This is a genomic window from Sandaracinobacteroides sp. A072 (assembly GCF_052616365.1).
On the sequence record NZ_JBQXGU010000002.1, the window covers coordinates 356487 to 382929 of the forward strand.

The following is a 26443-nucleotide window of genomic DNA, read 5'->3' on the forward strand; positions in this document are numbered from 1 at the left end:
TGTTTTTCGGGTCAGGCCTTTTGCAGCAGCATATCGGCTGGCTCATCGGCCTCGAAATGCGCAGGGTATCTGCCCAGCAGCAGCAGTAGCGCGCCTCCGACAACGAAGCCGAAGATCGCGATCGTGAGGATGAGGTCGTAACTTCCGGTCACGTCGCGCACATAGGCATAGATGATCGACGACAGCGCCGAGGCAATGCCGAAAGGCATGTAGAGCATGCCATAGATCTTCCCATAGTGCGCCATGCCGAAATAGCGCCCTGCAAGATAGGCGATCAGGTCGCTTTCGGCGCCGGCGGCAAAGCCGAGGAAAAAGGCGCCGGCAGCGGCCATGGCGAAGGAGACATCCGGCGCAAGCAGGATGACACAGGTTATGGCAGGCAGGCACAGAAGCGGGAAGGCAACGAAACCCTGCCAGAAGCGGTCGAGCAGCGCGCCGGTGATCACGCGGCCAGCAAAGATGCCGATGCCCAGAACTCCCATGACACTCGCGGCGGCGGAGGCGCCGATACCCTTGTCAGAGAGAATTGCCGGCATGTTGATGAAGGCGCCGGAATAGCAGCCGGCCACGATCGCGATGGATACCCACATCACGTAGAAACGGTAATTGACGAGGGTCTGGCCAAGCGTCAGGCCGGTAAGCCGGCCGTCGGCGCTTTCGATGGCGCGCGGCCTTTCCTCAGGGCGCGGTTCGCGGAAGAAGACCCACGCAAACGGCAATGCCACGGAAAGCGGCAGAAGCGCCATGAAGGCGAACATCATGCGCCAGCCATGCACGTCAATGGCCCACACGGCGATGCGCGGCACGAAGAGTGCGGCAAGACTGGTGCCCATCAGAAGAATGCCGAGCGCAAGGCCCCGATGCCTGTAGAACCAGAGATTGACCGCCCGGCTCCAGGTGACAGGCGTCGAGCCGATTCCAACGACCCCGATAACGACCCAGAGGGCATAATAGAAATAAAGGGTGGCGCGCGTATTCTCGAATGGCGTGAGCGCGACAGCGGCCAGCGAGACGCCGAAGGCCAGCAGGGACCAGAGCGCGACAGGCCGGACTCCGTAGCGGTCTGCCAGCCAGCCGAAGACCGGCGCCATGAAAGAGGCGATGAGGCCGTAGATCGTGGCGGGCAGGATGATTTCCGTGCGGGACCAGCCAAATTCGGCAGTCAATGGCTCGACGGTGAAGCCGATCAGGTTGAAGGGAATGGGGGATGCCCCGCAGGTGACACCGAGTACGCCCGCCAGAAGAACCTTCCATCCGGCCGAGAATTCACCCCGGCCTTTGCCTCCGGCGTTTGCGCTAGCTGTCATTCCGGCCTCACCTGTCCCTTAGTGCATTCCTGGCGCGGGCCGGTGCGCCTTTTGCCCCGGCCCGCGCCCATCGGATCAGAAGTCGAACCGTCCCCGCACCATCCAGGTACGCGGCGCGTTCAGATACTCGACATTGGCAAGAGTGGACTCGACCGCTTCCTGATCGAAACAGTTACGGCACTCAGCCGAGATGGACCAGCCATCCTCGCTCTTGAGGGTGAGTGTGCCGTTCACCAGCCAGCGCGCCGGGCTGAGCGAGCCTGCAAGGCGCGCCCCGTTGCCCACGATATTGTTCTGATAAACGGTGCCGCTCGAGCTGGTTACCGGGTCATCATAGAAAGTAAGGTTGTTGGTGCCGACATGGCTCTCGTCCCGCCAGCTTGCATTCACGGATGGTGTCAGGCTGAGACCGCTACCCAGCTCCGCCGTGTAGCTTCCGCCGAAGGCAAGCGTGAACTTCGGAGTACGCACGGGAGACGTAAGCGTGCCATCAGCCCCGACAATCCCCTGGGCGCAGGCGGTAGCGTCACCCCCCGGCACGAGGCCTGCTGCCAGTTGCGCCCGGCAGTTTTCAAGCTGCGCCGCAACCGATTGGACACCGTAGATGTCGAAATCGGCTCCATCGTCGGAGATCTTGTACTTGTCATCCTGGTAGCCGAAGGCAGCAAACAGGTTGAGGCCCGAAACAGGCGCCGCGCTGATTTCCAGTTCGATGCCCTTGTTCTCGTAATCTGCGAAGTTGCGGGTCACGAAACCGATGGCGCCATTGGGGCGAACGAAGCCCGAAGGTGTCTGCAGGCCAGACACATCGAGCCAATAGGCCGACATGTTCACCCGAAGCTTGCGGCCGAACATTTCGGACTTGAAGCCACCTTCGTAGCTCCAGGCCTTTTCGGCGTCGAAGGGCAGAAGTTCGCTCGGGCTGAGGCCGCGGGCGTTCCACCCGCCCGATTTGAAGCCCTTGGTCGCCGAAGCGAACAGCAGGATGTCATCCGAAGCCTGGTAGTTGACGGCGAAGCGGGGCGTCCAGATCTTGACGTTCTGCTTGCGCGGGATGGCCCGCCCGCCTGGCACGATCGCGCTCGACGGCACGAACATGTTGGCGTTGTCAAGGCAAGTCGCCTCAAGCGTTCCATCGTTGCATGATGCCCGGTTATCACGCACCGACATGCGCTTGGTTTCATCCGTGTAGCGAATGCCAGCCGTGACCTTCAGCCTTTCGGTCAGGTTGAAATCGCCTTGCAGATAGCCTGCCCATGCGCGGGTCGAGTTGGTGATCGTGCGATCGCCAAGGATCAGTGGCAGCCCAAGCGGCGGCGGCGTTGCAGGCGATGAGATAGAGAAGACATCGGCGAAATCGCTGAAATTATCCTCTTCGAAATAATAGACGCCACCGACCACGTCGGCAAAGCCGTCCAGCAGCGACGCGCTGACCTTCACCTCCTGCGAAAACTGGGAATATTCACCCTCATTGGCGACGGTGAACCCGCCCAGCGTATAGCCGGCTACGGGAGGAAAGGGGTTATTGATACTGGGAAGCGCCCGACCATCCGCGAAGTCGAGTGCGAAATCCTGCGTCGTGTAGACATAGCCGGTGATGATGTTGACGCTGACATCCTCGCCATCGATCTGCAGGTTCGAAGACAGGAAATCCATGGTTGTCCGCACGCCGAGGCCATAGCCATCCTTCTCGCCGGTGATGCGGCCGCCGAAGTCGCCGTCGCGTGTCATGCCAGTCGTGATGAACCGACCGTCGCAATTGGACGGGTTTGCCGGGTCGCAATCGAAATTAACGAGATTGGCGCCCTCGGCAAGCGTGTGGATGTATGAACCGCGCCAGCTGATGCTGTCGCTCAGCGTGCCGCTCAGGCCGATGCGCGCACCCCAGCCATCCTGCTCATTGTGACGCTCACCGGTCACGGTGTTGCGGGCATATCCGTCGCTATCCTGGACATAACCGGAAAGCTTGACCGAGAAACTGTCGGCAAGCGGCGCGTCGATCGAGCCGCGCAGGGTCCAGAGACCATAGGAGCCGTAGCCTGCCTCGGCATAGCCGCCAAAGACATCGCCCGGATCCTTCAGGAAGACAGCCACCGCGCCGCCCGTCGTGTTGCGACCGAAGAGCGTGCCCTGCGGCCCGCGCAGCACTTCCACCCGGTCAACGTCGAACAGGGAAAGGTTGTTGGCATTCTGCCGCGAAAGATAGATGTCGTCGACATATGTTCCAACCGGCGGGTCGAATGTCGGGAAGGATTCCGTGCTGCCGAGGCCGCGCAGATAATAGGAGTTTGCCGAACCAAGACCGGTGTTGTTCATACCCACCAGGTTCGGAACATACTGGGTTACATCGAGCGCGCTGCTGACGCCCCGGCTTGAAAGCTCGGCCGAGTCAAACGCGCTGATGGCAATCGGGACATCCTGCACGCTTTCCTGCCGGCGCTGGGCCGTCACAAGGATAACGCCAAGGCCGCCTTCATCCGATTCGGCCTGCGCGGATGCATCCTGCCCGGCAAGTGCCGCCTGGGCAGGCAGTCCCGCTGCCAGCGCCACGATGGCCGCAGAGCACAAAATCCCTTTTTTCATTCCCGTTCCCCTTTGCATAGCAACTGCCTTTCCCGCTCCTGAGGACAGCCTCTTTTTTTAATTTGTCCGGACAATTTGCATGGCCACATTCTTTATGCAAGACGAAAATATGACACGGGCGCGGATTCGACCGGCCCGATACGGGATGGAGGAGTGATCGGCTGATGCCCGAGATGACTGTCAGTTTTTACCAGTGGCTGGTCTTCTGCCACCTGCTGCTCTTCGTGCTGTGGCTGGGCGCGGATGTAGGCGTGTTCATGCTTGGACAGCATTTCCGGAAACGTGAAAAATGGACACTTCCACAGAGACTTGCCCTGCTTCAGCTACTCGTCAACGTCGACATGGTGCCGCGTTCTGCCTGGGCGCTGATGGTGCCGCTCACACTGAGCATGGTCGACGCTGGCGGCTGGTGGGAGTTGCCGGGCTGGGCCCTCGCGATTGCGTGGCTGGTCGGCGGCGCCTGGCTCTGGCTGGTCTGGGACGCACATATGCACGACCAGACCGAACGCGCCCGGCGCAACAACCGTATCGAGTTCGTTCTCAAGATCGCGCTGACTCTTTTCTATATTGGGCTGGGCCTGTCCTCTCTTCTGGGTGGAGCGCCGCTGGAACCCGTCTGGCTGGCATCCAAGGCCCTTCTATTCGGCCTGATTTTCGGCGCCGCCATCATGATCGATGTTAAGTTCAAACCTGTAGGGCCGCTTCTGGGCAAGCTGATTGCCGAAGGTTCGTCCGATGCGACCGAAATCCCCCTGAGGCGCACCATGGACCAGTCGCGCGTCTGGGTCTGGGTGGTCTATCTGCTGCTGCTGGGAACGGCTTTCCTGGGCAATATCAAGCCTTTCTGAAGAGGCTGCACAGCCGGTAAACATGGCATGGAAAACGGGCGGAAGCTGGCAAAACTTCCGCCCGCATCATTATCCGGCAGGCTCTGCCCTAGTCTTTCTTTCCGGCAGACCGACGTTCATCGACGAGCTTCCTGAAGACAGTCCAGGTGGTCTCATTCGGGCGGTCGTCATCACCCGGTGGGGGCGACGTATAGGCTGGATAGTTGCGGGCGATTTCCTCGCGGAGAACTGCAGGCAGCGCAGCACCCTTGCGCAGCTTCGAGCCGACAGCATTGAACACCAGCTGGCCCTGGCGGCCACGCATCTTCATCCAGGGCATCCAGTCTGAAATGCGTACCCAGCTTATCGAAGGGTAGGCAGTGGGCTTGCTCGCGTCGAGAATGTCGTTGGCAGGAACGGCAAAGTCAAAAATCTCCATGGCATGATATTTGTTGCCGACATAATCCTGATAATCACCGCCAAGGACATTGTGATAAAAGAGCGGCACCTCGATCGGCATGAACAGCCAGTCGCCCTGCCGCATCAATGTCGGAATGCTGAAGGGCTTTCCATCCGCTGTCCTGGGATAGGTGGGCCGGCTGTTCACCGGGTCATTGGCGATCTGCATCACCTCCACGGTCTCGCCGGTCCAGGGGTTCTTCCATTCTCGCAGGATCTCGCCTGTCTTGGGATCGAGAAAAAGCATGATCTCGCGGCTGACCATGCGATAGCCTTTTCCGCGCACCGGATCTTCCACAGCGACGCAACGCCGCACATTCATTCCCTCGCCCCTGAACAGAAGCCTGTCCGGCTCCCCCTGGACACGGGAATAGACCCTGCCGGACCAGTGAAACACGGCCGGCTCCCCGTCAGCCGCACCGCACTGCATCCGCTTCGATATCTCCACGGCATCAGCGGGAACAGCCGGATCCAGATCGCGCGCAAGCGCGGCTCCCCACGCAAGCCCCGCCAGCGCAACCCCCGCCGCCAATCTGGAACACAAGCCAGCTATACACTTCATCACGGCAACTCCCTTTCGCCAGAAATTGTTTGACTTTCGCATTTGTCCGGACAAATTAGCCCGGAAGGGGCATTTGGTCAAAACATCATGCTTGGTTTCACACATTTCCTTTTCGTGCCCGGCAATCGACCGGATCGCATAGTTGGCGCATTGGCGAGCGGCGCCGAACTGGTGTGCATCGATCTCGAGGATTCGGTGCCCGCATCGGAAAAGGACAGTGCGCGCGAAGCTGCCCTTTCAGCGATCGCCGCTGCGCGGGGAACCGAAGCCGAAGCGCGCCTCGCCCTGCGCGTCAACGGAATGTCAACGCGCGCTGGCTGGCGGGACATGGTTGCGATTGCCGAACGGGACATCCGGCCGGCCGCCCTTTTCCTCCCCATGGTTGAAAGCGCCGCCGAACCGGAACTGCTTTCCCGCATGCTCGGCGAAACGTGCCCCCCCATCGTGCCGCTGATCGAGACAGTGCGCGGCCTCAGGCAGGCTGATGCCATTGCCGCCGTCCCGGGCACCGGAGCGATGATGTTCGGTGGCGGGGATTTTTCGGCGCAGCTTGGCGTCAAGCTGGAATGGACGCCGCTTCTGGCGGCGCGGAGCGCCTTCATCATGGCCTGCGCATCGGCACAGGTGATGGCGATCGACGTTCCCTATCTGTCATTGAAGGATGAGGAAGGCCTGCGCGTCGAATGCCTGGCGGCGCGCAGCCTGGGCTTTCATGCCAAGGCCGCAATTCATCCGGCACAGCTTCCTGTCATCGCCGAGGCGATGCGCCCGACGGACGCAGAGATTGCCGAGGCAGAAGCGGCCGAGGCGGCCTTTGCAGCCGGCGGAGGCAAGGCCATCGCCTTCCGCGGGCGGATGCTGGAAGAGCCGGTGATGCAACGATACCGGCAGATCCTGCGCGCCGCCGGCCGAGGGGCTCTGCCCGGAACGACAATCAAGAAGCACACAGGATCGAAAGGACAGGTACATGCGTGAAGGCGTCATCGAAGTTGCCCCCGGCCGTTTCAGGGAAACCTTCGGCCGGTATTTCGAGGATTTCGTAGTGGGTCACATCTACGAACATCGCCCCGGCCGGACGATCACCGACGCCGACAATGTCGAGTTCACCCTGCTCACGATGAACACGCATCCGGCGCACTTCGATTATGAGTTCGCGAAGAAGACCGAGTTCGGCAAGCCGCTCGTCTGCTCGCCGCTGACAGTCGCGCTGATGGTGGGCATGAGCGTGTCCGACGTGAGCCAGAAGGCTGTGGCGAACCTGGGCTGGGACGAGATCCGCCTTACTCACCCGCTGTTTCCCGGCGACACGCTCTATGCGGAAAGCGAAGTGCTGGACAAGCGCGAGTCCGCGTCGCGACCGCAACAGGGGGTCGTGACCGTCAAGACAATTGGCAAGAACCAGCATGGCGACATCGTATGCAGTTTCAAGCGGACGATGCTGGTCTGGAAGCGCGGCTTCGGGCCGATGGATGACTGAGAACCCGACCGAACGACAGGCGCGGCGGGTCTGAGCGCCCGCCGGCAGGCTTCACGCACCAGCTTGAATGACAAGCCCGATCAGGAAGAAACACAATGGCGACGTCACAGGAATTCGAACCGAGGACAATTGATCCGGACGAAGAGGCAGCCCTCCTCGACAGTATCGAGAAGTGGGTGCAGAAAGAAGTCGCGCCTGTCGTCAAGGAGCATGACCATAGCGACATCTGGCCGGAAAAGCTCGTTGCCCAGATGACGGAAATGGGGCTGTTCGGCGCAACGATCGGCCAGGAGTATGGCGGCCTCGGCCTTCCGGCGACAACCTATGCCAAGATAATCGCGCATATTTCCTCCTACTGGATGGCGATCACCGGCATCGTCAATTCGCACCTGATCATGGCGGCAGCCGTCGAGCGTTTCGGCACGCCAGACCAGAAGGCGAAGTGGCTGCCCAAATTCGCGACCGGCGAAATCCGCGGCGGTCTTGCCCTGACCGAACCGAATGCGGGCACCGACCTGCAGGCGATCCGCACCATCGCCCGCCGAGAGGGGGACAGCTATGTCATCAACGGCACCAAGACCTGGATCTCCAACGGCATCCAGGGCAGCTGCTTCGCCCTGCTGGTCAAGACCGACCCGAACGCCGACCCGCGCTACAAGGGCATGAGCCTGATGATCGCCCCCAAGGGCGAAGGCTTCAGCGTGGGCAAGAAATTTGACAAGCTCGGCTACAAGTCGATCGACAGTGCTGAACTGATGTTCGACGATTACCGCATTCCCGCCGAAAACCTCATCGGCGGCGTCGAAGGCAAGGGTTTCTTCCAGGCAACCGGCGGACTGGAACTGGGCCGCATCAATGTCGCCGCGCGCGGTGTCGGCCTTGCCGAGGGCGCCCTGCGGCTCGCCACAGAATATGCCCAGCTGCGCCACACCATGGGCAAGCCGATTGCCGAGCATCAGGCCATCCAGCTGAAGCTGGGGGAAATGGTTACCAATGCCCGGGCCGCACGGCTGCTCATGCTCGATGCAGCCAGGGCCTATGATCTTGGTGACCGCTGCGACATGGAAGCGGGAATGGCGAAATTCTTCGCTTCTGAAGCAGCTGTCCGCAACAGCGAGGAAGCGCTGCGGATCCACGGTGGCTATGGCTATTCCAAGGAATATGACATCGAGCGCTTCTATCGGGATTCGATCCTGATGTGCATCGGCGAAGGCACCAATGAAATGCAGCGCATGATCATCGCCAGGCAGTGGGTCAAGCGGAACCCGGCATGAGCGACAGCCCTTCCCTGCCGCTGGCCGGCTACCGCATCCTTTCAGTCGAACAATATGGGGCCGGGCCCTACGGCACCCTGTTCCTTGCCCAGCTCGGCGCCGAGGTCATCAAGATCGAGCCGCCAGCCAGGGATGGCGTGGGTGGCGGCGATACGGCGCGCGCCGTCGGCCCGCATTTCCTGCGCAAGGGCGAAAGCCTCTATTTCCAGACCTTCAATTACAACAAGAAGTCCCTGACCCTCGATCTGGGGACGGACGAAGGCCAGGAAATCTTCCGAAAGCTTGCCGCCACCGCCCATGTCGTCGCCAACAATGCGCGCGGCGACATTCCCGGCAAGCTGGGCCTCACCTACGAGGCATTGAAGGATGTGAATCCCGCGCTCGTCTGTGTGCACCTGTCCGCCTACGGCCGGGACAATCCGCGCGCCAAATGGCCCGGCTATGATTATCTGATGCAGGCCGAGGCCGGCTTCCTCAGCCTGACAGGCGAACCCGACAGCCCTCCGGCGCGCTTCGGTCTGTCCATGGTCGATTTCATGACTGGCACGATGATGTCCGTCGGGCTCCTCGCCGCCCTTCTGGACGCGGAGCGCAGTGGCAGGGGCCGGGATGTGGACGTCGACCTTCTCTCGGCTGCTGTTCACCAGACCAGCTACCCGGCCATCTGGTACATGAACGAGGGCGACATCACGACCCGCGTCGCCCGCTCGGCCCATCCGTCCGTCACGCCCAGCCAGCTGTTCCGCACGAAAAACGGCTGGATCTTCGTGATGGCCCAGCTGCCCAAGTTCTGGACCATATTGTGCGAGCGCATCGGGCATGCCGAACTGGCTGCGGACCCGCGCTTCGTGACCCCTGCCGATCGACTTGCCAATCGGGATACGCTGACCGAAGTGCTGGACGAAATCCTCTCCACACGCCCGACACGCCACTGGCTTGACCTTCTCGAAGGTCATATGCCCGTCGCTGCAGTCAACAGCCTGGACGAGGCGCTCGACAACCCTTTCCTGCGCGAAACCGGCATGATCCAGACGGTCGACCATCCGGATCGAAAAGGCCTGAAGGTGCTGACAAGCCCTATCAAGGTGGATGGCAGGCGCCTTCCTGTGCAGGCAGCGCCGCTGCTGGGCGAAAATACCGAATCCCTTCTCAAAGAGCTTGGCTATGATGATGCCGCGTGCGCGCGACTGAAATCGGACGGCGTGATCTAGGAACAGGACATGAGCAAACTCGCGGGCATTCGCGTCGTTGACCTTTCGCTTTTTCTGCCGGGCCCCATGCTGACGCTGATGATGGCGGATCAGGGCGCCGACGTCATGAAAGTCGAACCGCCAACGGGTGATCCGGCGCGCGCCATGGAGCCCATGGAAGCCGGGCAGTCCGTATGGTTCCGCAACCTCAATCGCGGAAAACGCTGCACCCGCCTCGATCTGAAGACGGAGGCCGGACGGGAGGCCCTCTGGGCGCATCTGGCCGACGCAGACGTGCTGGTCGAAGGTTTCCGGCCAGGTGTCATGGAGCGGCTTGGCTTTGGTTACGAGGCTGTATCGGCGCGCAACCCTGCCATCATATACTGCTCGATCTCGGCATTCGGACAGACTGGCAGCATGGCGGAGCATCCGGCCCATGACATGGCTGTCCAGTCGCTGGCCGGCTTCCTGTCCGTCAACGACGGGGCCGACGGAACGCCCGTAGTCCCCGGCGTGCCTTCTGCCGACATGGCAGCAGGACTTACCGGCCTCTCCGCCGTTCTGATGGCGCTGATTGGCCGGCAGCGCACAGGGCGCGGCGAGTATCTCGACATCGCGATGTTCGAAAGCCTGCTGCCATGGTGCGCACATATTGCCGGAACCGCGATTGCCGGCGGACCATCGCCCGTTTCGCGTGCCCAGCGCTCACTGGGGGGCGCGGCATTCTACCATGTCTATCGCACGAAGGATGACCGGCATGTGGTGCTGGGCGGGCGCGAGACCAAATTTGTCCGCACCCTACTTGTCGCGCTCGGCCGTGAGGATCTGATCGCCATGGCGGACCAGCCGGCGGGGCAGCAGGATTTGCTCATCGCCTTTCTGCAGGACACATTTTCGAGCCGCACGCGAGCGGAATGGGAAGACTGGTTCGCCGACAAGGATGTAGCCTTTTCCCCTGTGCTCGATTTCCGCGAAGCCTTCGACCAGCCCTTCCTGAAGGAACGCGGCCTGATGTTCGAGCATGGTGGCGCCCATCAGATTGCACCCGCCATCCGCATGTCCGACACGCCGGACTGGCGCAACCGCGACAGCGAAGCCGGCTGATGCGTTTATCCGTCCGCCTCGATGTGCATGGAATAGGCGAAGCGTTCGCCAGGGTGATAGTTCACGGAAATCTCGTACAATTCGTTACGCTTGTCGAAATAGGCCCGCAGGATCCTGAGCACTGGCCCAGAAGGTTCGATTCCGAGAATTTCCGCCACTTCTTCACTGGCGGCGATCGCCTGAATGTCCTGGGTGATGCGCTTCACCTTGCGCCCGGAATAGACTTCGATCTGCGCAAAGAGGGTGGGGCTGGCGTCATCGAACCTTGCAACGGCATCGGCAAGGTCAGGATGCAGCCACACATCGGTAAGGGCGATGGGACGGCGGCGCCCCTGCTTTCGTCGGATGCCACGGAAGGCGAACCATTCGCCGGAAACGGCAACACCGATGTGCTCGGCAATATCCGGGTCAATCTCGCTCATTCCGCGCGGCTCGAAGTTGATGCGCGTGTCCTTGGCATATTGAAGGATCTCGCCGACGTTCGACAGAGGCTGGTGCAACGCGCCAGCCCGGGCCGACGCCGGCTGCACCTTGGTGCCCGAGCCGCGCAAACGGGTAATCAGCCCTTCCTCCGTAAGAAGCCGCAGCGCCTCGCGCACTGTAAAACGGCTGACACCATGTTTTTCACAGAGGACCGACTCTGTCGGAAAGCTTCCTTCGTCGGCAAAATCGCCGCGCAGAACCGCCTGCCGAAGTTCATCAGCCAGCAGAACGTATCGGGGCTTAGTGTTTTTCTTGCTCGCCATGCCTTTTTCTTGCCGATTGCTGCAAAGGATTATTGCGCCAGAAGGCGAAACAGTTCTCATTGCCTAATGGGCCGTGCAGCATGATGCAAGCTGGCTTGACAAAGAGGCTGACCGGACATCTGAAGCGCCGGATCGAGGAAACCGACCGCGCTAGAGCGCGACTTCATCTTCTTGACTGGCTTGCCTGTGTGGCAGGCGCGCGCCTGTCCCGCACCGCGACCATTGCGCGCAGCCATTCGGCAGGCCCGTCGCTTCGTGCCGCGTGGCTCGCGAACCTGCTGGAAATGGATGATGTCCATCGCGCGGCCATCCTCCACCCCGGTCCCGTAGTCTGGGCCGTGTGCCTTGCGGCTCATGGCAATGGTGGCATGGATTCCCTGCTGGATGCCGCCGTGCGTGGCTATGAGGCGATGATCGCCATCGGTTCCACCTTCGATGCGCGCCATTATGCTTTCTGGCACAATACGGCGACTGCAGGTGCCTTCGGGGCGGCCGTGGCCGCACTGTGCGTGGAAGCCCCCGACGCCAGTGAGGACATGCTCGCCGATGCAATGGGTCTTGCCGGCTCCGTCACCGGCGGTCTCTGGCAGATGCGCCATGAGCCTTGTGACGCCAAGCAATGGCATGTGGCGAACGCCGCGCGCTGCGGCCTTGATGCAGCGCGCGCGGCCAGGGCCGGCGCAGGTGGCCCGCGCTTCATTCTGGAAGGACCGCAGGGACTTCACGCCGCCACATGCGCCGAGCCGCGCCCCCTGCATCTGAAAGACGGCTGGCGAATGCATGATGTATCTTTCAAGCCCTGGGGAGCCTGCCGACATGCCCATCCGGCCATCGATGCGGCTCTTGGTCTCAAGGAGAGGCTCGGCACGCTTGAAGGTGAAATCCTTGTGGAGACCTATGCCGACGCCCTGACTTTCTGCGACCGTCCGGCCCCGGACAGCGTGATCCAGGCGAAATTCTCCATCCAGCATGCCGTCGCCCTCGTCGCAGACAAGGGCGAGCCAGCGCTGGCCGATTTCGAGCCGGCCGCCATCGCTGAAGCCGCTGCCAGCCGCACACGCGTGAAGCTGGTGGAGTCAGCCGAATTCACCGCACGCTATCCGACGCATTTCGGCGCCCGTGTGCAATGCGGTGGTGAAAGCTGCGAAAGGATCGACACGCTGGGCGACCCGGAGCGGCCGCTCGACGTTGACGGCATCATCGCCAAGCTGCGCGCACTCATCGCCTGGGGTGGCCTGCCCCCCGCCGAGGCGGACCGCGCCATCGCAATCGCCCTTGAAGGCACTGACACGGCATCCATCCCTGCCCTTCTGGAAGACTGGCTGTCATGAACAGCATGCACGACATACTGGATTTTGCAGCCGCACCCCACCGGCTTCCCGATGCCATCCGTGCCGATGCCGAACGGCTGCTGGCCGATACGCTGGCGGCAGGGGCAGCAGGCGCTGCCTCTCCGGAAGCAGTGAAACTGTGCGCTGCGGTTCATGGCTGGGGTGCGGGCACGGAAGCACGGAGCCTGGGCGGCAAACGCCTGCCTGCACCCTCGGCGGCCTTCTTCAACGGCTTTTCCATCCACTGCCTCGAATGGGATGCCGTGCATGAAAAAGCAGTGGTTCATGCCCTGTCCGTGGTGACGGCCGCCCTTCTCGCCTCTTCCGACCGGCAGGGCGGGACCGACAGGGAAACATTTCTTGCATCCCTCGCTGTCGGGGTTGATATCGCCAGTGGCCTTGGCCTTGCCGCTACTGGTGCCATGCGCTTCTTCCGTCCGGCAACCGCCGGGGTCATTGGTGCAACGCTGGCCGTCGCACGTCTGGAAGCGCTTTCCCGGCCGCAGATGGCCAATGCAGCCGGCCTTGCCTACAGTTTCCTTTCAGGCACCATGCAGGCGCATGTCGAGGCATCCGTGGCGCTGCCGCTGCAGATCGCAAATGCCGCGCGCGCCGCGATCATGGCGGTCGATTGCGCGAGGGCCGGGCTGGACGGACCGCGTGACATCCTTGACGGCCCCTTCGGCTACAAGGCGCTCATCGAGCCTATCGACATCGAATCCTATACATCCGGCCTCGGAAAAGACTGGAGGATCGGCGAAGTCAGCATCAAGCCCTACCCTTCCGGCCGGGCAAGCCATGGTGCGCTCGGGGCGCTGTGGACGCTGCGCGAGGAAGGGCTGGTCACGGCGGACAATGTGGCGCGGATCACGCTTCATGCGCCGCCCCTCATCCACCGCCTCGTCGGGCGGCCCTGGCAGTCCGGTGCACCGCAATCCTACAACAGGCTCTGCCTGGCGTTTCTCGCGCCCCTGATGCTGCGCGACGGCCTGATCGACCCACGCATCGACACCTCCATTGCCGCACTGGCGGAAAAGGTCGAAGTCGTACTCGATGGCAACCCTGACGCCAATGCGCTGTCACCGCAGCGGCTGGTCGTCACCCTTGCCGATGGGACTGTGGTCGAGCGCTGCATCAGCGCCAATCTCGGCAGCCCCGAAGCCCCGATGGACGCTCGCCAGACGGCTGCAAAGCTCGACCTGTGCCGCGCCCTCGCACCGGACGCTGACCCTCGCATCTTCGATGCCTCCCTCTTTTACGCAACGGAGCCACAATGACCTTCCCCACCTATTTCGAAACCTTCGATGCCCGGCAGATGCTGGAGGACTACCCGGTCGGCGAGGCGTTCGTGGATCGCTACACACGCATGTCGCGCGATGAACTGCATGCGCTGCAGAATGCCCGCTTTCTCAAGGTCATGAAGCGCGGCTGGGAAATTCCCTTCTATCAGCGGCTGTGGGGTGAAAAGGGGATCGAGCCCGGCGACATCCGCAGCCTCGAGGATATCGTGAAGCTGCCGGTCTACGACAAGTCGGACCTGATGGCCTCGGTGAACACCCACCCCCCCTATGGCGATTTCGATGGACGCGGCGACACACCGGTCATCTTCCACACCACGAGCGGCACCACGGGAAGACCGCAGCCGCTGATGTTCGGGCCGAAAGGCCGCGAGATCACCAATCTTCTGGTCGGGCGCATGTACCGCTGGATGGGCCTTGGCCGGAACGATGTCGTCCAGTCGGTCTATGGCCATGGCATGATCAATGGCGGCCACTACATCCGCGAGGCAGTCACCCACTACACCAATTCGCTTTTCCTGAGCGCCGGAACGGGCATCGAGACGCGTTCGGTCAACCAGGTGCACCTGATGGCCGATTTCGGCGTCACCTGCATGGTCGGCTTTGTGGACTATATCCGCAAGCTCGCCGAAGTGGCGGAAGCGGAGAAGCTGTTCGACCGCATCAACCTGCGGATGATCATCGGCCATCTTGGCACCGAAGACCGCGCCTCGACCGAAAAGGCATGGCGGGGCGCGAAAGCCTATGACTGGTATGGCGTCGGCGATACCGGCACCATCGCCGGAGAAGGCCCGGACCGTGACGGCCTCTATGTCTGGGAAGACGCGCAATATCTCGAACTTCTCGACATCGATGGCGGAACGGCCGTGGCCCCCGGCGCCACCGGCGACATGGTGGTGACCTGCCTGTTCAAGGACGACATCGCGCCCTGCATACGTTTCAACACCCACGACATCACCGAGGAAATCATCGGCGCGAACCAGACTGGAATGGTCTTCCGCCGCATTTCAGGCTTCAAGGGCCGCAGCGACAACATGGTGAAGCTCCGGGGAATCAACATCTTCCCTCACGCCATCGGCGCCATGATCGAGAATCGCGTCGACCTGACGGGCGAATTCATCTGCCACGTGACCCGGGATGCAGGTGGCCGGGATGAGATGCTGGTCATTCTCGAAACCCGTGGCGGCACGGATGAAACCGAAATCGCAGCCCTTCTCCGCAAGGGAATCGGCATCGAAGTCGGCATCCGCCTGGTCGGCGCCGGAGACACGGCCGCCGAAACCCAGATCGACACGCGGCAGAAGCCGATCCGTCTTATCGACAGGCGCGGCCTGTGAACAAGGCGCTGATCGACTTCGACCGGATCGAGGCTGCCAACGCGTCCCTCAACGCCTTCACCAGCATCGATCGCTCCGCAAGGCCCGGCGAAGGGCCGCTGAAGGGCGTGACGGTGGGCGTGAAGGCCAATATTGCGGTCAAAGGCCAGCCCTGGACAGCTGGCATGGCCCTCCACCGGGACCGCATCGCCCAACGGGATGCGACAACGGTGGCGGCGCTGCGCAATGCCGGGGCCGCCCTCATCGGCATGCTCAACATGGAGGAAGCAGCCCTGGGGGCGACGACGGACAACCCCTTCTTCGGGCGAACGGAAAACCCGCACCGCATCGGCCATACGCCGGGCGGTTCCTCGGGCGGCAGCGGCTCGGCCGTCGCTGCTGGTCTTTGCGATCTTGCGCTGGGCACCGACACCATGGGCTCCGTGCGCATACCGGCCAGCTATTGCGGTGTCTGGGGCTTCAAACCGGCCCAATCCGCCGTCAGCCAGGACGGGCTGGAAATCGCGGAACCATCGCTGGACGTGATCGGCCCGCTTGCGCGCGACCCCGACATGCTTGAGCGGGCGGCGCGGATCATGAGCAAGTTCGGCGAAGCGGGCATCGACGGCCCTGTCGTCACGCTTGAGGGGCTGGGTGACGTGGAATGCGCGCCCCGGGTGCTGACGGCATATGAAAAGGCCTGCGAAGCGCTCGCGGTGCATGAACGCTTCACCCTGCCCCATTCGCCGTCGCGCATCCGTTATGCGGGCTTCATCGCCACGACCCGGGCTTTGAGCGAGGCGCTCGATGGCTTGGCCGAAGAGGCGCTTTCCCCGCATCTGCGCCAGCTCATCGCCCATGGCACGCGTCGCAAACCCGAAAGCCTTGCCGAAGACAGGTCCATCATGGCCAGCACGTCGGATGCGCTGCATGCAGTCCTTGAGCAAGCCTCGGCCATCCTGTTGCCGACTGCGCCGCAGCCGGCCTTCGCCCATGGCACGCCAGCACCGGCGAACCAGGCGGATTTCACCTGCCTTGCCAATATGGCCGATCTGCCGGCCATCACGCTCCCCGCCGGCTGGACCGAAGACGGCTTGCCGGTTGGCGTGCAGCTGATCGGCAGGCGCGGCCATGAAGCCGGGCTTTTCGCACTCGCCCGTCAGCTCGACGCCAGGCTCCGTGCCGGGCGCCCACCGGCCCATTTTCTCAATCCCTGATCTTTCAGGATCCGCACAGAAAGGAACCTCCATGCGCATCATCGTGCTGTTCAACCTGAAGGAAGGCGTTGATCCGGCCGCCTATGAAGCGTGGGCGCGCGACGCCGACATTCCCGGCGTCAATGCCCTCGGGTCCGTCAGGCGCTTCAGTGTTCACAAGGCGACAGGCCTGTTCGGCTCGGATGCACCCTCGCCCTACGACTATGTCGAGGTTATCGACATCGAAAGCATGGATGGCTTTGTTGCCGACATCTCGACCGAAATCTTCCAGAAGATGGCGGCCCCATTCCAGCAGTTCGCAGACAATCCGCAATTCATCCTGACGGAGGACCTGCAATGACCGGCCGTTTCGCCGGAAAGACCATCGTCGTCACTGGCTCGGGAAAACAGAAGGGACTGGGGCAGGCCATTCTGCAGCGCTTTGCCGACGAAGGCGCCAATTGCATCGTCTCGGACCTGTCGATTGATGCCGAAGCGGAAGCTGTGGCCGGGGATTTGCGCGACCGTGGCGCCGAAGTCGCCACGATCGCCTGTGACGTGACCCAGCCGGGGCAATGCCAGGCCATGGTCGATCATGCAGTCGAACGGTTCGGCAGCATCGACATTCTGGTCAATAATGCGGGGATCGGCTTCATGATGAAGCCCTTGATTGAAGTGGACCCGGCGGACTGGGCAACGGTGATCGCCGTCAACCTCTCCGGCGCCTTTTACTGCACACAGGCCGCTGGCCGCGCCATGGCCGCCGCCGGCAAGGGCGGCCGGATCATCAACATCGCCTCGCAGGCGGCCAAGTCCGCTTTCCCGCATCTGCCGGCCTATGTCAGCTCCAAGCATGGCATGATCGGGCTGACACGGGCGGCAGCGCTCGAACTCGGCGCCCACCGCATCACCGTCAACGCCATATGCCCCAACCATGTGACGACGGGTCTGGGCGAACAGCAGAATGCCTATTTCTCGAAGCTTCTCGGCTTTGAATCTGTCGAAGCCTATCTCCAGAACATGCACCGGAAAAACCCCATGGGTCGCCCCGGCCTTGGCAGCGACACGGCGGCTGCCTGCGCATGGCTTGCCAGCGACGAAGCCTTTTACGTGACCGGCGAAGCACTCAATGTTTCGGGCGGGGAGGAAATGCACTGATGAATGAGGAAAGCATCATCTGGCCAAACGGCGCGAAAATGGCGCTGTCGGTTGTCGTCAATGTCGAGGAAGGCAGCGAAATGACCGTGGCGCGCGGCGACCGCGGCATGGAACCAGTGGACGAACTGGGTATCCACATCCGCTCGCCGATCCGCAATTATGGCAATGAAAGCAACTATCTCTATGGCATCAAGGCGGGTGCACCCCGCATCGTGCGGCTGCTGAAGGATTATGACATCCTCGCCAGCTGGACGGTTGCCGCCCTGAGCCTCGAAAACCACCCGGAGATTGCTCAGGCGATAGCGGAACTCGGGCATGAGCCTGTCAGCCATGGCTGGCGCTGGGTGCACCAGTTCAAGATGGACGAGGAAAAGGAACGGGAGTTCATCCGCAAGGCGGTCCAGTCGATCGAAAAGACAGTGGGTGTGCGACCCTATGGATGGCTTTCCCGCTACTTCCATACGGACAACACCCGGCGCCTGCTGATCGAGGAAGGCTTCACCTACCACATGGATGATTATTCCGGCGACGTGCCCTTCTGGGACCGCCGGACCGTGCCCGGAAAGCCCATCGCAATCGTACCCTATCAGCTCGACAACAACGACATGAAGATGTGGACGGACCCGGCGCTGACCCCGCACCAGTGGCTGGATTACGCCAAGGCGAACTTCGACCAGATCTTGCGTGAAGGCCAGCGGGGCCTCGGCCGCATGATGTCGCTTGGGCTCCACCTCAGGATCATCGGCCGCCCCGGGCGCATCTGGGCGCTGGAAGAATTCTTCCGCCATGTCCGCAAGCATGAAGGCGTGTGGGTGACCACCCGCCACCAGATCGCGCAGCACCTGGCGAAGGTTGACCCGGCATGAGCCTGCGCCTCGAACACAAGGGCGCCGCAGCCCATCTGCTGATAGACAGGGCACAGGCCCGCAATGCGTTCAGCCAGGCCATGTGGGATGCCTTCCCTGACCTTCTGGCCGATGCCATGGCGGACCCTTCCGTCAGGGTTCTGGTTCTGCGGGCCGCCGATCCCGGCGGGGCCTTCTGTGCCGGCGCCGACATCAAGGAGTTCGCGAGCGGCGCGCGCGACCCGGTCTGGCGGGCAGCGAACCAGGCATCCATCAATCGCGTGCAGCATGAACTTGCCCGGGCCGCCAAGCCAACCATCGCCCTTGTCGAGGGGGACTGCATCGGCGGTGGCTGCGGCCTGGCGCTTGCTTGCGATTTCCGGATCTCTGGCCCGGCAGCGCGCTTCGGCATCACGCCAGCCAAGCTGGGCCTTGTCTATCCATTGCACGACACCAAGCTGCTGGTCGATCTCGTCGGCCCCTCACAGGCCAAGCGTATCCTGTTCACTGGCGCGCTGATCCCGGCGGAAGAAGCGCTGCGCATCGGCCTCATCACCGAGCTTGCCGAAGATCCCCATGCCACTGCCGACCAGCTGGTCGCGGACCTATCGGCCGTCTCGGGCCATAGCCAGCGCATGTCGAAGGCGATGGTCAGGCGCGTGCTCGACGGGCAGGCGCATGATGATGATGAGACACGCGCCCTTTTCTCTGCCGCTTTCGATGGAGCCGATTTCTCGGAGGGCGTGTCGGCATTCATCGAGAAACGCAAGGCGATATTCCAGTGAGCGGCGCCGACACTGACAGGATGGCACAGGCCCAGATTCCGCAGGGCAAGATCATCGGCGGCCTGTCGACCGTTCCCGATCTGGCAGCGTCGATGGCCGACTACCGTGATATCCTGGGCCTCGAACTGGTGGAACAGGGTGTCGTCGATCCGTTGCTTGCTTCAAGCTGGGGGGCGCCCGGCTGCGCCGGTCGGGCGATGGCGGTGCTGCGGCCTGCAAGTGGTGCCCCTTGCGCGCTCCGCCTTGTCGAGCAGCCGGATCACCCCGGCTTCAAGCCCACAACCAGCTTCGGCTGGGCAGCCTATGAACTGACCGTCCAGGACGTGTTCGGCTGGCCGGGCAGGCTGGAAGGCTCTGGATTCGACATCCAGGGCCTGCCCAGGGAACTGGAAGGCATGGCCTATTTCGTGCCCATGCAGGTGCTCGGCCGCGGACGGGAAATGCTCTACCTGAACGAGGTGCGGGCCGACATGCCCAATTGCGATCTGCCGCGGGCCCGCTCGCCAGTCGATCGCATCTTCATCGCAATACTCGCCACCGACAATCTGGAGGCGACCCTTCGCTGGTATGAACAAAAGCTCGGTCTGCAACGGGCCGACAGCTTCAACCTGTCCTATAGGATGATCAACCAGGCCTTCGGCCTGCCGGACAGTCACCGCACCGACCTGACCATGGTGCAGAACGGGCGCATGACGATCCTTGAAGTGGACCAGTATCCCGCCGAGGCCTGCGTCCGCCCACGGCATGACGGCATGCTGCCCCCGGGAAATGCCCTGATCACGCTTGCAGTGGACAATATCGACAGCCTCGGGATCGACTGGCTCTCGCCACCCTCGGCCCTGCCCGGCCATCCCTATGACGGACGGCGCGCCGCCAGCTTCATCGGGCCAGCGGGCGAACTTGTGGAATGCATCGAACATGACTGACACTTTCACCTTCCTGCCGCCCGCGGGCGCTTCCATCGCGGTTCTGGGAGCCTGTGGCGGCATCGGTGCCGATATCGTCCGGAAACTGGTCGATGCCGGTTGCAAGGTCGCCGCCCTCGACCTTGAACGCTCGCTTTCCGAGGCGCCGACACCGGCTGCCCACGCTATCGCCTTCGACGGCCTCGATGCGGCGTCTGTCGAGCGTGCCATTACCGCGCTTGGCAAGGCAATGCCGCGGCTCGATGGGCTGGTGATCGCATCCGGCTTTGCAGGCCAGCGGATGCCGTTGGGCGACTGGTCGGTCGATCAGATCGACGAGATTTTCGCCGGCAATCTGCGGCTGATGACCCTTTGCCTGCGGGCCTCGCTCCCGCTTCTCACTCATGGTGGTCCGGCCAGCGTCGTAATGCTCACAAGCGACATGGCTTATATCCCGCAGCCCGGCTATGCGCCCTATGTCGCCGCCAAGGCCGGCATGGTTGCCATGGGCCAGAGTGTCGCGCGCGAAGTCGCGCCCAATGTGCGCATCAACTTCGTCTCGCCGGGCGCCGTGGACACGCCCTTCCTCCGTGGCGGCCGCGGGCGCAGCCTCGATCCCGAAGCGCCCCTGCGCTTCGACATGGACGCCTATCTCAGCCAGATCCCGCTGGCGCGCATGGCCACGCCCGAAGACGTGGCCGGCCCCGTGCTGTTCCTCCTCGGCCCGGCATCATCCTACATGACAGGCTCGGTCCTTCATGTAAGCGGCGGGGCCTTCATGTCCTGATGGGCCGGCATGGCAGCCGGCCCCTCGTTATGCCGGGGTCCGGCCATCAGGCTTCGAAACGCGCCATCTGCTTCCGGAACAAACGCGTCGTCACCGGCAGAAGCAGAAGCGGCACGATCCCGAAGAGAAGCGGAACCGTGGCCATGGCAAGATGGAGATTGGTCTCGCCGTAAACACGGGTCGACAAAATGCCTACGCTGGTCGGGCCGAACAGAAGACCGGCAAGGCTGATCGCCATATAGTAGAGGGCAACCATCTGGCCCCGGATCTGCGCCGGCGTGATAAGGAACAGTGCCGTCACCCCCACGGCAGAAACCATGCCGATGCCTACCGTATTGATAAGCAGCACTGCATAGGCCAGCTTCGGGTCTGGCATGAAATAGGGTATCACTGCGGTGGGCAACAGCAGGATGAAGCCGATACGGAAGATGCGGAAAGGCGCGTCCACCCGCCCTTGCCGGCTCCAGCGATCGGAAAGAAAACCGGCCAGCAGGGCATTTGCCGGCCCAATCATCAGCAGGCCGACAGCGTTGACGAAGGCGAAATATTCCGGCTCCCAGTTCCAGCGCCGCTGGAATGTGGCTGGCAGAAAGCCGTGGCTGTAAGCCACGATGGTCATGACGCATGCCATCGAAACAAAGGCCAGATAGGTGCCGGCATGGCGGCCGGCATAGCCAAGCGCATCGAACAGCCCATTGCCCTTGAGGCTTGCATCCTCGCGGTCGGCGGCACGTCGCTGCGGCTCGCGGATACGGAGGAAGAAGATGCCCACCAGAATCCCGGGCAGGCCGACGATAAAGAAGGTCAACTGCCATGGCGCGATCGTGCCGGCCAGTGGCACATCAATGCTGCTCGTAGTCTTTGCCCATGTCAGCACGATCCCGCCGATGAGGGAGGCAATCCCGCCGCCAAGGGTAAGGGCCGCGTTGTAGAAGGCGATGGGTTTGCCCCGCCGTTCGCTGGGGAAGCTGTCAGCGATCATCGAAAAGGCGGCAGGACTTAACGTCGCCTCACCGACACCCACGCTCATCCGGGCAACAAACAGCTGCCAGAAGTTCTTCGCGAGGCCGGAAGCGGCCGTCGCCAACGACCAGACCAATATGCCGGCCGCCACGATCCAGGTCCGGCGCGCGCGATCGACAAGCCAGCCGAGCGGCAGCCCCATTGTGGCATAGAAGATTGCGAAAGCCGGGCCGATGATCCAGCCAATCTGTTCGTCTGTCAGGCCAAGGTCAGCTTTTACCGGCTCTATCAGCAGGCCAAGGATGTACCGGTCAACGAAACTGAAGATGTAGGCAATGGTCAGCATCACCACGAGAAACCAACCCGCTCGCGCCGATGGATAGGGCGCTTCCCTGCTGGCGGTATCCAACCCGCTCATGAGGCTTCATCCGGCAAAAGGTAGATCACCACGAGGTTGCCATCGAAATCCACGATCCCGATCTCTCGCCCGATCCGGCCGTCATGGGCGTGTAATACTTCCTCTCGGTGCACCTTGAGGCCAAGCGCGCGGGCCTCCCCGGCCACCCTGTCCGGATCTGCCACCTCAAGCACGATGGCGCTGCGATGGGGGGGCGGCACCGGGGCAATCGACACGTCACGGATTTCGGTCAGGGCCATCACGCGGGGCTGACCGGGGGCCGACAGCACGGAAAAGCCGTTGGTCGCACCTTGGGGGATGTCGAATACAGTTATCGAATAGCTTTCGGGATTATGCGGCAGCCGGTAGGTTTCCTCGAATCCCAACACGTCACGATAGAATGTGAGTGCGCGCTCGATATCCCTGACGACATAATTCGCCCGCTGGAAACGCACTTGCGGCTTGTTCATCCTGCTTCCTTCCCTGCCCTGAAGGCAGATTGAATTCACACCAGAATCTGGTTCACTTCAAAAAAATATCCGTCGAGATCCCAGAAGGAGCTGCCCAGCATTTTCCGCACGCTGCCATCCGGTAACGCAACAGACCATGCCTCCGGTTCGGCATGGATGCGCGATCCGAGCGCGCGCGCCCGTGCTGTCGTGGCACGCGCGTCATCCACCGCCATCACGAAAACAGGTGCTCCGAAGGCGATGCGTTCCGGCAACTCCGCCGGTGCGGGCATGGGCGGATCAATCCACTGCATCAGCCCGATCATGCCGATCACATCATCCGCGCATTTCATGACCACAAGCCGGGTGCGATCGCCTTTCGCTCCGGCGGCCAGCTGCGTCCCCGAAAGGGTGAAGGGCATGTCCAGCCAGCGCGTCATGCCGAAAACCTGTCCATACCAGCCGGCAGCGCGCTCGATGTCGCGCACCATCAATGTTGTGCGCTTGAGAATGGCGCTCATGCCAAGGACGTCGCTTCGATAAGCAGCACCTGGCATTCGGCTATGCCCTCGCGCAGCTTCCGTATCGCGGCATAGTCCGGGCTGTTCCAGAATGTGCGGGCGGCTTCCTTGTCCGGCCATTCGGAAATGACCATCGAAGCGTCATTTCCAAAAGCGCCTTCAAGCAGTTCGGCTCCGGGGGCTCGCAAGAGGTAACGGCCACCCATGCGCTCTACCAGCCGTCCGGCCGCCTTGCCATAGCCGGACAGAAAGGCTTCCCGGTCACCAATACTGGCAATCACGATCATATATGCAGGCATGAAAGGCGCGCTCCTTCAGCGGTGAGGGCATGCCGGCCGGGCCGGGCTGGGCCGAACGATGAATTCCCGTCATCAGCCACATTCCTTCCCTTCGTACACGGCTCACGCCCGATGCTTCTGGCCCATGCCGCACTGGAGTCATAACGACAATTGCACGCCCAAATTTGTCTGGACAAATTGCATAACACTCTAGTACGCTTTCTTGGTCAATAAATAAAATTCAGGGAGTATCGTGGCATGAAAACCGGGAAAATCGGCCTGCTTCTGGCCACCGCGTTGACTGGCACCGCAGTCAACGCGCAGGATGGAAACAAGATGGCGGGCGCATCGGCCTTCGACGAGATCATCGTCACGGCGCGCAAGAGGGAAGAAAGCCTCCAGTCCGTTCCGTTGACGGTCAACGTTTTTGGTGAACAATTGATTTCCGAAGCCAACATCCAGAACATGGATGAACTGTCGGACTTCACGCCGGGCTTCCAGCAGCAGTCCGCCTTCGGTCGTGACGGGGACCGGCCGGTGATCCGCGGTACGTCCAATATCCTGATTTCTGAAGGCAAGGTCGGCTTCTTTGTCGATGGCGTGCCATTCATCGGAGACACGTCGGCTCTCGATCTCGCGAATTTCCGCCGAGTCGAAATCATCAAGGGTCCGCAAAGCGCCATTTATGGCCGTGGCACGCTTTCCGGCGCGATCAACTATGTCAGCCAGCCGCTTGCAGAAGAGCTTGGCGGCCGCTTTGAAATGAGCGCCGCCGAATATGGCGACTACAAGATTTCGGGCCGCATCGAGATTCCGCTGGGTGAAGGCTTCAGCGGCTTTGTCGCCGGCAAATATTACAGCCTTGACGGATTCTTCAAGGACGAGACAACCGGCGACAGACTAAGCCAGGAAACCATTTCAGCAACCGCCGGCCTGCGTTTCCGTTCGAGCGATTTCGAAGCGGGGCTGACCTACTTGTACACCCGCGATGATGACGATCATTTCGCCATCGCCCTTCAGGATTCGTCATTCAACAACATCTATACAGAGGGCAGCCGCGGCTATTACAAAGGCGTGGTGAAGTTCCCGAGCAGGCTCGCGCTCAATACCGAAGACCTGATCAACCCCGGCATCCTGCGCAACTCGCACCGGTTCGTCGGCACGGCCAAGGCCAACCTGGGCGACAGTGGTTACACCATGAGCGTGCTGACAGGCTTCAGCGACATCAGCGAAAAGACCGGTACCGACCAGACGTACAATGATCAGACGGCCCTGTTCATCGCCTCGCCCTTCGTCTGCGCGAATTTCGTGCCGGATTGCAATTTCGGAGTGTCGGGATTCAATACGGACAACGAGACTAAACGGCAGGCCATTTCTGTCGAACTGCGTCTTTCGTCTCCGGCTGAAAAGGCGTTCCGCTACGAAGTCGGCGCATTCTTCTTCGATGACCGCAGCCGTTACACCACCTATGGCCGCAAACACACCGAGCTGGGCTATGACAAGGTTCAGGAAGGGCGGGTCACAACCAACTATGCCGCCTTCGCCTCGGCCGAATATGACATCACCAGCCGCCTGACGGTCGGGGCGGAAATCCGCTACGCCCGCGACGAGATCGGCACCCGCCCCGGCACGGCTTATCTTCTCGGCGACCTGTTCCCCAATGCCGCCCAGCCGGATCGCGTGATCCTTGGCGATGGCGCATTCCGTGACGCCAGCTACACGGCCTTCCTGCCGCGCATCACCGTCAACTATCAGGCCACCGACACGCTGATGATCTATGGCGTGTTCTCGGAAGGCAATGCGCCGGGCGGTTTCAACCCGCTTACCGCAAGCAAGACAACCTATGGCGAGGAAAATCTCCGCAATTACGAACTGGGGATCAAGTCGCAGCCGCTGCCTGGCCTGACGGCCAATCTTTCCGGCTATTACATCGACTATAGCGACCAGGTTCTCTCGACGACCTTCACCCGTCCGAACGGCAGTGTCGATTCCTACAGCGACAATGTCGGGGACACGGAGATCAAGGGCCTGGAGTTCGAGGCTGCATGGCGCATCACGGACTTCCTGACGCTGTCGGGCACCTACTCCTTCATCGACGCCGAAATCACCCGTGGCTCCAGTGTGGACCAGGCAGTCCTGCTGGGTGGATCGACGGGCACAGGCCTCGTGCCAAACCCGGCGGTTCCGGGCGCATTCCTGCCCACAACCGGCGGATGCGCCAACCCCGAGACAGTGCTCAACCCGGGCCAGAAGCTGGGTGACGGCACCATCACAACGGCGCCCACGCCCTGCGCCACCTTTGCCGACATCTCGGGCAAGACTCCGCCGCTCGTGTCGAAGCACCAGGCATCGTTCAGCGCCGCGCTCGATCTACCGCTCGGAAGCAACGGACTCGAATTCTTCGCCCGCGGGGATGTCGTCTATCGCTCTTCCTTCTTCGCCCAGATCCACAACCTGGCTGAAACGGGCGATGCAACCCGGGTGAACCTCGCAGCCGGCCTGCGCAAGGACAATCTCAGCCTGCGCTTCTGGGTGAAAAACCTGTTCGACAACGACACGCCCAATGCGATCCTGCGCTATGTCGACTTCGCAGCCCCTTCGCTCAATGGCCTGTCACAGCGCGGCTTCGCGGTCACGCCTGCCATGCCGCGCCAGTTCGGCGTCACCCTGAGCGGTTCCTTCTGA

At 62.1% G+C, this 26443-nt stretch carries 25 protein-coding genes; 17 read left to right on the plus strand and 8 right to left on the minus strand.

The window, feature by feature from the left end:
- Nucleotides 1-11 precede the first annotated feature (11 nt).
- Together ACUJ46_RS07660 and ACUJ46_RS07665 are read right to left on the minus strand one after the other, a co-directional pair.
- Nucleotides 12-1307, minus strand: coding sequence for an MFS transporter (locus ACUJ46_RS07660; protein ID WP_445389872.1), 1296 nt, complete (start codon nt 1305-1307; stop codon nt 12-14).
- A 75-nt stretch (nt 1308-1382) separates the two neighbouring features.
- A complete protein-coding gene (locus ACUJ46_RS07665) occupies nt 1383-3890 on the minus strand; it encodes a TonB-dependent receptor (RefSeq protein ID WP_445389873.1) in 2508 nt (835 codons plus the stop codon).
- A gap of 164 nt (nt 3891-4054) precedes the next feature.
- Between ACUJ46_RS07665 and ACUJ46_RS07670 the strand changes: the two genes are divergently transcribed.
- Nucleotides 4055-4738, plus strand: coding sequence for a hypothetical protein (locus tag ACUJ46_RS07670; RefSeq protein WP_445389874.1), 684 nt, complete (start codon nt 4055-4057; stop codon nt 4736-4738).
- An 88-nt stretch (nt 4739-4826) separates the two neighbouring features.
- On the opposite strand, the gene ACUJ46_RS07675 is transcribed toward ACUJ46_RS07670, so the two are convergent.
- On the minus strand, nt 4827-5843 hold the full coding sequence (locus tag ACUJ46_RS07675) for a DUF1838 family protein (protein ID WP_445389875.1): 1017 nt from the start codon (nt 5841-5843) through the stop codon (nt 4827-4829).
- A 9-nt stretch (nt 5844-5852) separates the two neighbouring features.
- Here ACUJ46_RS07675 and ACUJ46_RS07680 point away from each other — a divergent pair, with 9 nt between their 5' ends.
- The 5 genes from ACUJ46_RS07680 to ACUJ46_RS07700 all read left to right on the plus strand — a co-directional run bounded on the left by ACUJ46_RS07680 (nt 5853) and on the right by ACUJ46_RS07700 (nt 10783).
- Nucleotides 5853-6713, plus strand: coding sequence for an HpcH/HpaI aldolase/citrate lyase family protein (locus ACUJ46_RS07680; protein ID WP_445389876.1), 861 nt, complete (start codon nt 5853-5855; stop codon nt 6711-6713).
- Nucleotides 6706-7215 (plus strand): MaoC family dehydratase, encoded by a 510-nt coding sequence (locus ACUJ46_RS07685; RefSeq protein ID WP_445389877.1) that lies wholly within the window; start codon nt 6706-6708, stop codon nt 7213-7215. The genes ACUJ46_RS07680 and ACUJ46_RS07685 overlap by 8 nt, the downstream gene beginning before the upstream one ends.
- A 95-nt stretch (nt 7216-7310) precedes the next feature.
- Nucleotides 7311-8489 (plus strand): acyl-CoA dehydrogenase family protein, encoded by a 1179-nt coding sequence (locus ACUJ46_RS07690; RefSeq protein ID WP_445389878.1) that lies wholly within the window; start codon nt 7311-7313, stop codon nt 8487-8489.
- Entirely contained in the window at nt 8486-9700 is a 1215-nt protein-coding gene (locus ACUJ46_RS07695; RefSeq protein WP_445389879.1) for a CaiB/BaiF CoA transferase family protein, read from the plus strand. Before ACUJ46_RS07690 ends, ACUJ46_RS07695 begins: the two co-directional genes overlap by 4 nt.
- 9 nt (nt 9701-9709) lie before the next feature.
- A complete protein-coding gene (locus ACUJ46_RS07700; protein ID WP_445389880.1) occupies nt 9710-10783 on the plus strand; it encodes a CaiB/BaiF CoA transferase family protein in 1074 nt (357 codons plus the stop codon).
- A 5-nt stretch (nt 10784-10788) separates the two neighbouring features.
- Here the strand turns inward: ACUJ46_RS07700 and ACUJ46_RS07705 are convergent, their stop codons facing one another.
- Nucleotides 10789-11589, minus strand: a complete 801-nt coding sequence (locus ACUJ46_RS07705) for a GntR family transcriptional regulator (RefSeq protein ID WP_445389881.1) — start codon at nt 11587-11589, stop codon at nt 10789-10791.
- Between the two features lie 35 nt (nt 11590-11624).
- On the opposite strand from ACUJ46_RS07705, the gene ACUJ46_RS07710 reads away from it, so the two are divergent.
- Genes ACUJ46_RS07710 through ACUJ46_RS07755 form a run of 10 tightly spaced genes read left to right on the plus strand, consistent with a single transcriptional unit; the run spans nt 11625 to nt 21150 of the window.
- On the plus strand, nt 11625-12860 hold the full coding sequence (locus tag ACUJ46_RS07710) for an MmgE/PrpD family protein (protein ID WP_445389882.1): 1236 nt from the start codon (nt 11625-11627) through the stop codon (nt 12858-12860).
- Nucleotides 12857-14137 (plus strand): MmgE/PrpD family protein, encoded by a 1281-nt coding sequence (locus ACUJ46_RS07715; RefSeq protein ID WP_445389883.1) that lies wholly within the window; start codon nt 12857-12859, stop codon nt 14135-14137. Before ACUJ46_RS07710 ends, ACUJ46_RS07715 begins: the two co-directional genes overlap by 4 nt.
- The gene (locus ACUJ46_RS07720; protein ID WP_445389884.1) at nt 14134-15495 is read left to right on the plus strand and encodes a phenylacetate--CoA ligase family protein; all 1362 of its coding nucleotides are present in this window, start codon (nt 14134-14136) and stop codon (nt 15493-15495) included. The genes ACUJ46_RS07715 and ACUJ46_RS07720 overlap by 4 nt, the downstream gene beginning before the upstream one ends.
- Nucleotides 15492-16691 (plus strand): amidase, encoded by a 1200-nt coding sequence (locus ACUJ46_RS07725; protein ID WP_445389885.1) that lies wholly within the window; start codon nt 15492-15494, stop codon nt 16689-16691. Before ACUJ46_RS07720 ends, ACUJ46_RS07725 begins: the two co-directional genes overlap by 4 nt.
- A gap of 31 nt (nt 16692-16722) precedes the next feature.
- Nucleotides 16723-17031 carry an REDY-like protein HapK gene (locus ACUJ46_RS07730; protein ID WP_445389886.1) on the plus strand — a complete coding sequence of 103 codons (309 nt, stop codon included), beginning with the start codon at nt 16723-16725 and terminating at the stop codon, nt 17029-17031.
- The gene (locus ACUJ46_RS07735) at nt 17028-17828 is read left to right on the plus strand and encodes an SDR family NAD(P)-dependent oxidoreductase (protein WP_445389887.1); all 801 of its coding nucleotides are present in this window, start codon (nt 17028-17030) and stop codon (nt 17826-17828) included. The genes ACUJ46_RS07730 and ACUJ46_RS07735 overlap by 4 nt, the downstream gene beginning before the upstream one ends.
- Nucleotides 17828-18694 carry a polysaccharide deacetylase family protein gene (locus tag ACUJ46_RS07740; protein ID WP_445389888.1) on the plus strand — a complete coding sequence of 289 codons (867 nt, stop codon included), beginning with the start codon at nt 17828-17830 and terminating at the stop codon, nt 18692-18694. Before ACUJ46_RS07735 ends, ACUJ46_RS07740 begins: the two co-directional genes overlap by 1 nt.
- A complete protein-coding gene (locus ACUJ46_RS07745; protein ID WP_445389889.1) occupies nt 18691-19458 on the plus strand; it encodes an enoyl-CoA hydratase/isomerase family protein in 768 nt (255 codons plus the stop codon). Before ACUJ46_RS07740 ends, ACUJ46_RS07745 begins: the two co-directional genes overlap by 4 nt.
- Nucleotides 19455-20384, plus strand: coding sequence for a hypothetical protein (locus ACUJ46_RS07750; protein WP_445389890.1), 930 nt, complete (start codon nt 19455-19457; stop codon nt 20382-20384). Before ACUJ46_RS07745 ends, ACUJ46_RS07750 begins: the two co-directional genes overlap by 4 nt.
- Nucleotides 20377-21150, plus strand: a complete 774-nt coding sequence (locus tag ACUJ46_RS07755) for an SDR family NAD(P)-dependent oxidoreductase (RefSeq protein ID WP_445389891.1) — start codon at nt 20377-20379, stop codon at nt 21148-21150. The genes ACUJ46_RS07750 and ACUJ46_RS07755 overlap by 8 nt, the downstream gene beginning before the upstream one ends.
- 46 nt (nt 21151-21196) lie before the next feature.
- Here the strand turns inward: ACUJ46_RS07755 and ACUJ46_RS07760 are convergent, their stop codons facing one another.
- From ACUJ46_RS07760 to ACUJ46_RS07775, 4 genes are read right to left on the minus strand one after another with little or no spacing between them, the layout of a single operon-like run.
- A complete protein-coding gene (locus ACUJ46_RS07760; protein ID WP_445389892.1) occupies nt 21197-22531 on the minus strand; it encodes an MFS transporter in 1335 nt (444 codons plus the stop codon).
- The gene (locus ACUJ46_RS07765; RefSeq protein ID WP_445389893.1) at nt 22528-22980 is read right to left on the minus strand and encodes a VOC family protein; all 453 of its coding nucleotides are present in this window, start codon (nt 22978-22980) and stop codon (nt 22528-22530) included. Before ACUJ46_RS07765 ends, ACUJ46_RS07760 begins: the two co-directional genes overlap by 4 nt.
- Before the next feature lie 35 nt (nt 22981-23015).
- A complete protein-coding gene (locus tag ACUJ46_RS07770) occupies nt 23016-23480 on the minus strand; it encodes a VOC family protein (RefSeq protein WP_445389894.1) in 465 nt (154 codons plus the stop codon).
- Nucleotides 23477-23767 (minus strand): DUF1330 domain-containing protein, encoded by a 291-nt coding sequence (locus ACUJ46_RS07775; protein WP_445389895.1) that lies wholly within the window; start codon nt 23765-23767, stop codon nt 23477-23479. The genes ACUJ46_RS07770 and ACUJ46_RS07775 overlap by 4 nt, the downstream gene beginning before the upstream one ends.
- 249 nt (nt 23768-24016) lie before the next feature.
- Between ACUJ46_RS07775 and ACUJ46_RS07780 the strand changes: the two genes are divergently transcribed.
- Entirely contained in the window at nt 24017-26443 is a 2427-nt protein-coding gene (locus ACUJ46_RS07780) for a TonB-dependent receptor (RefSeq protein WP_445389896.1), read from the plus strand.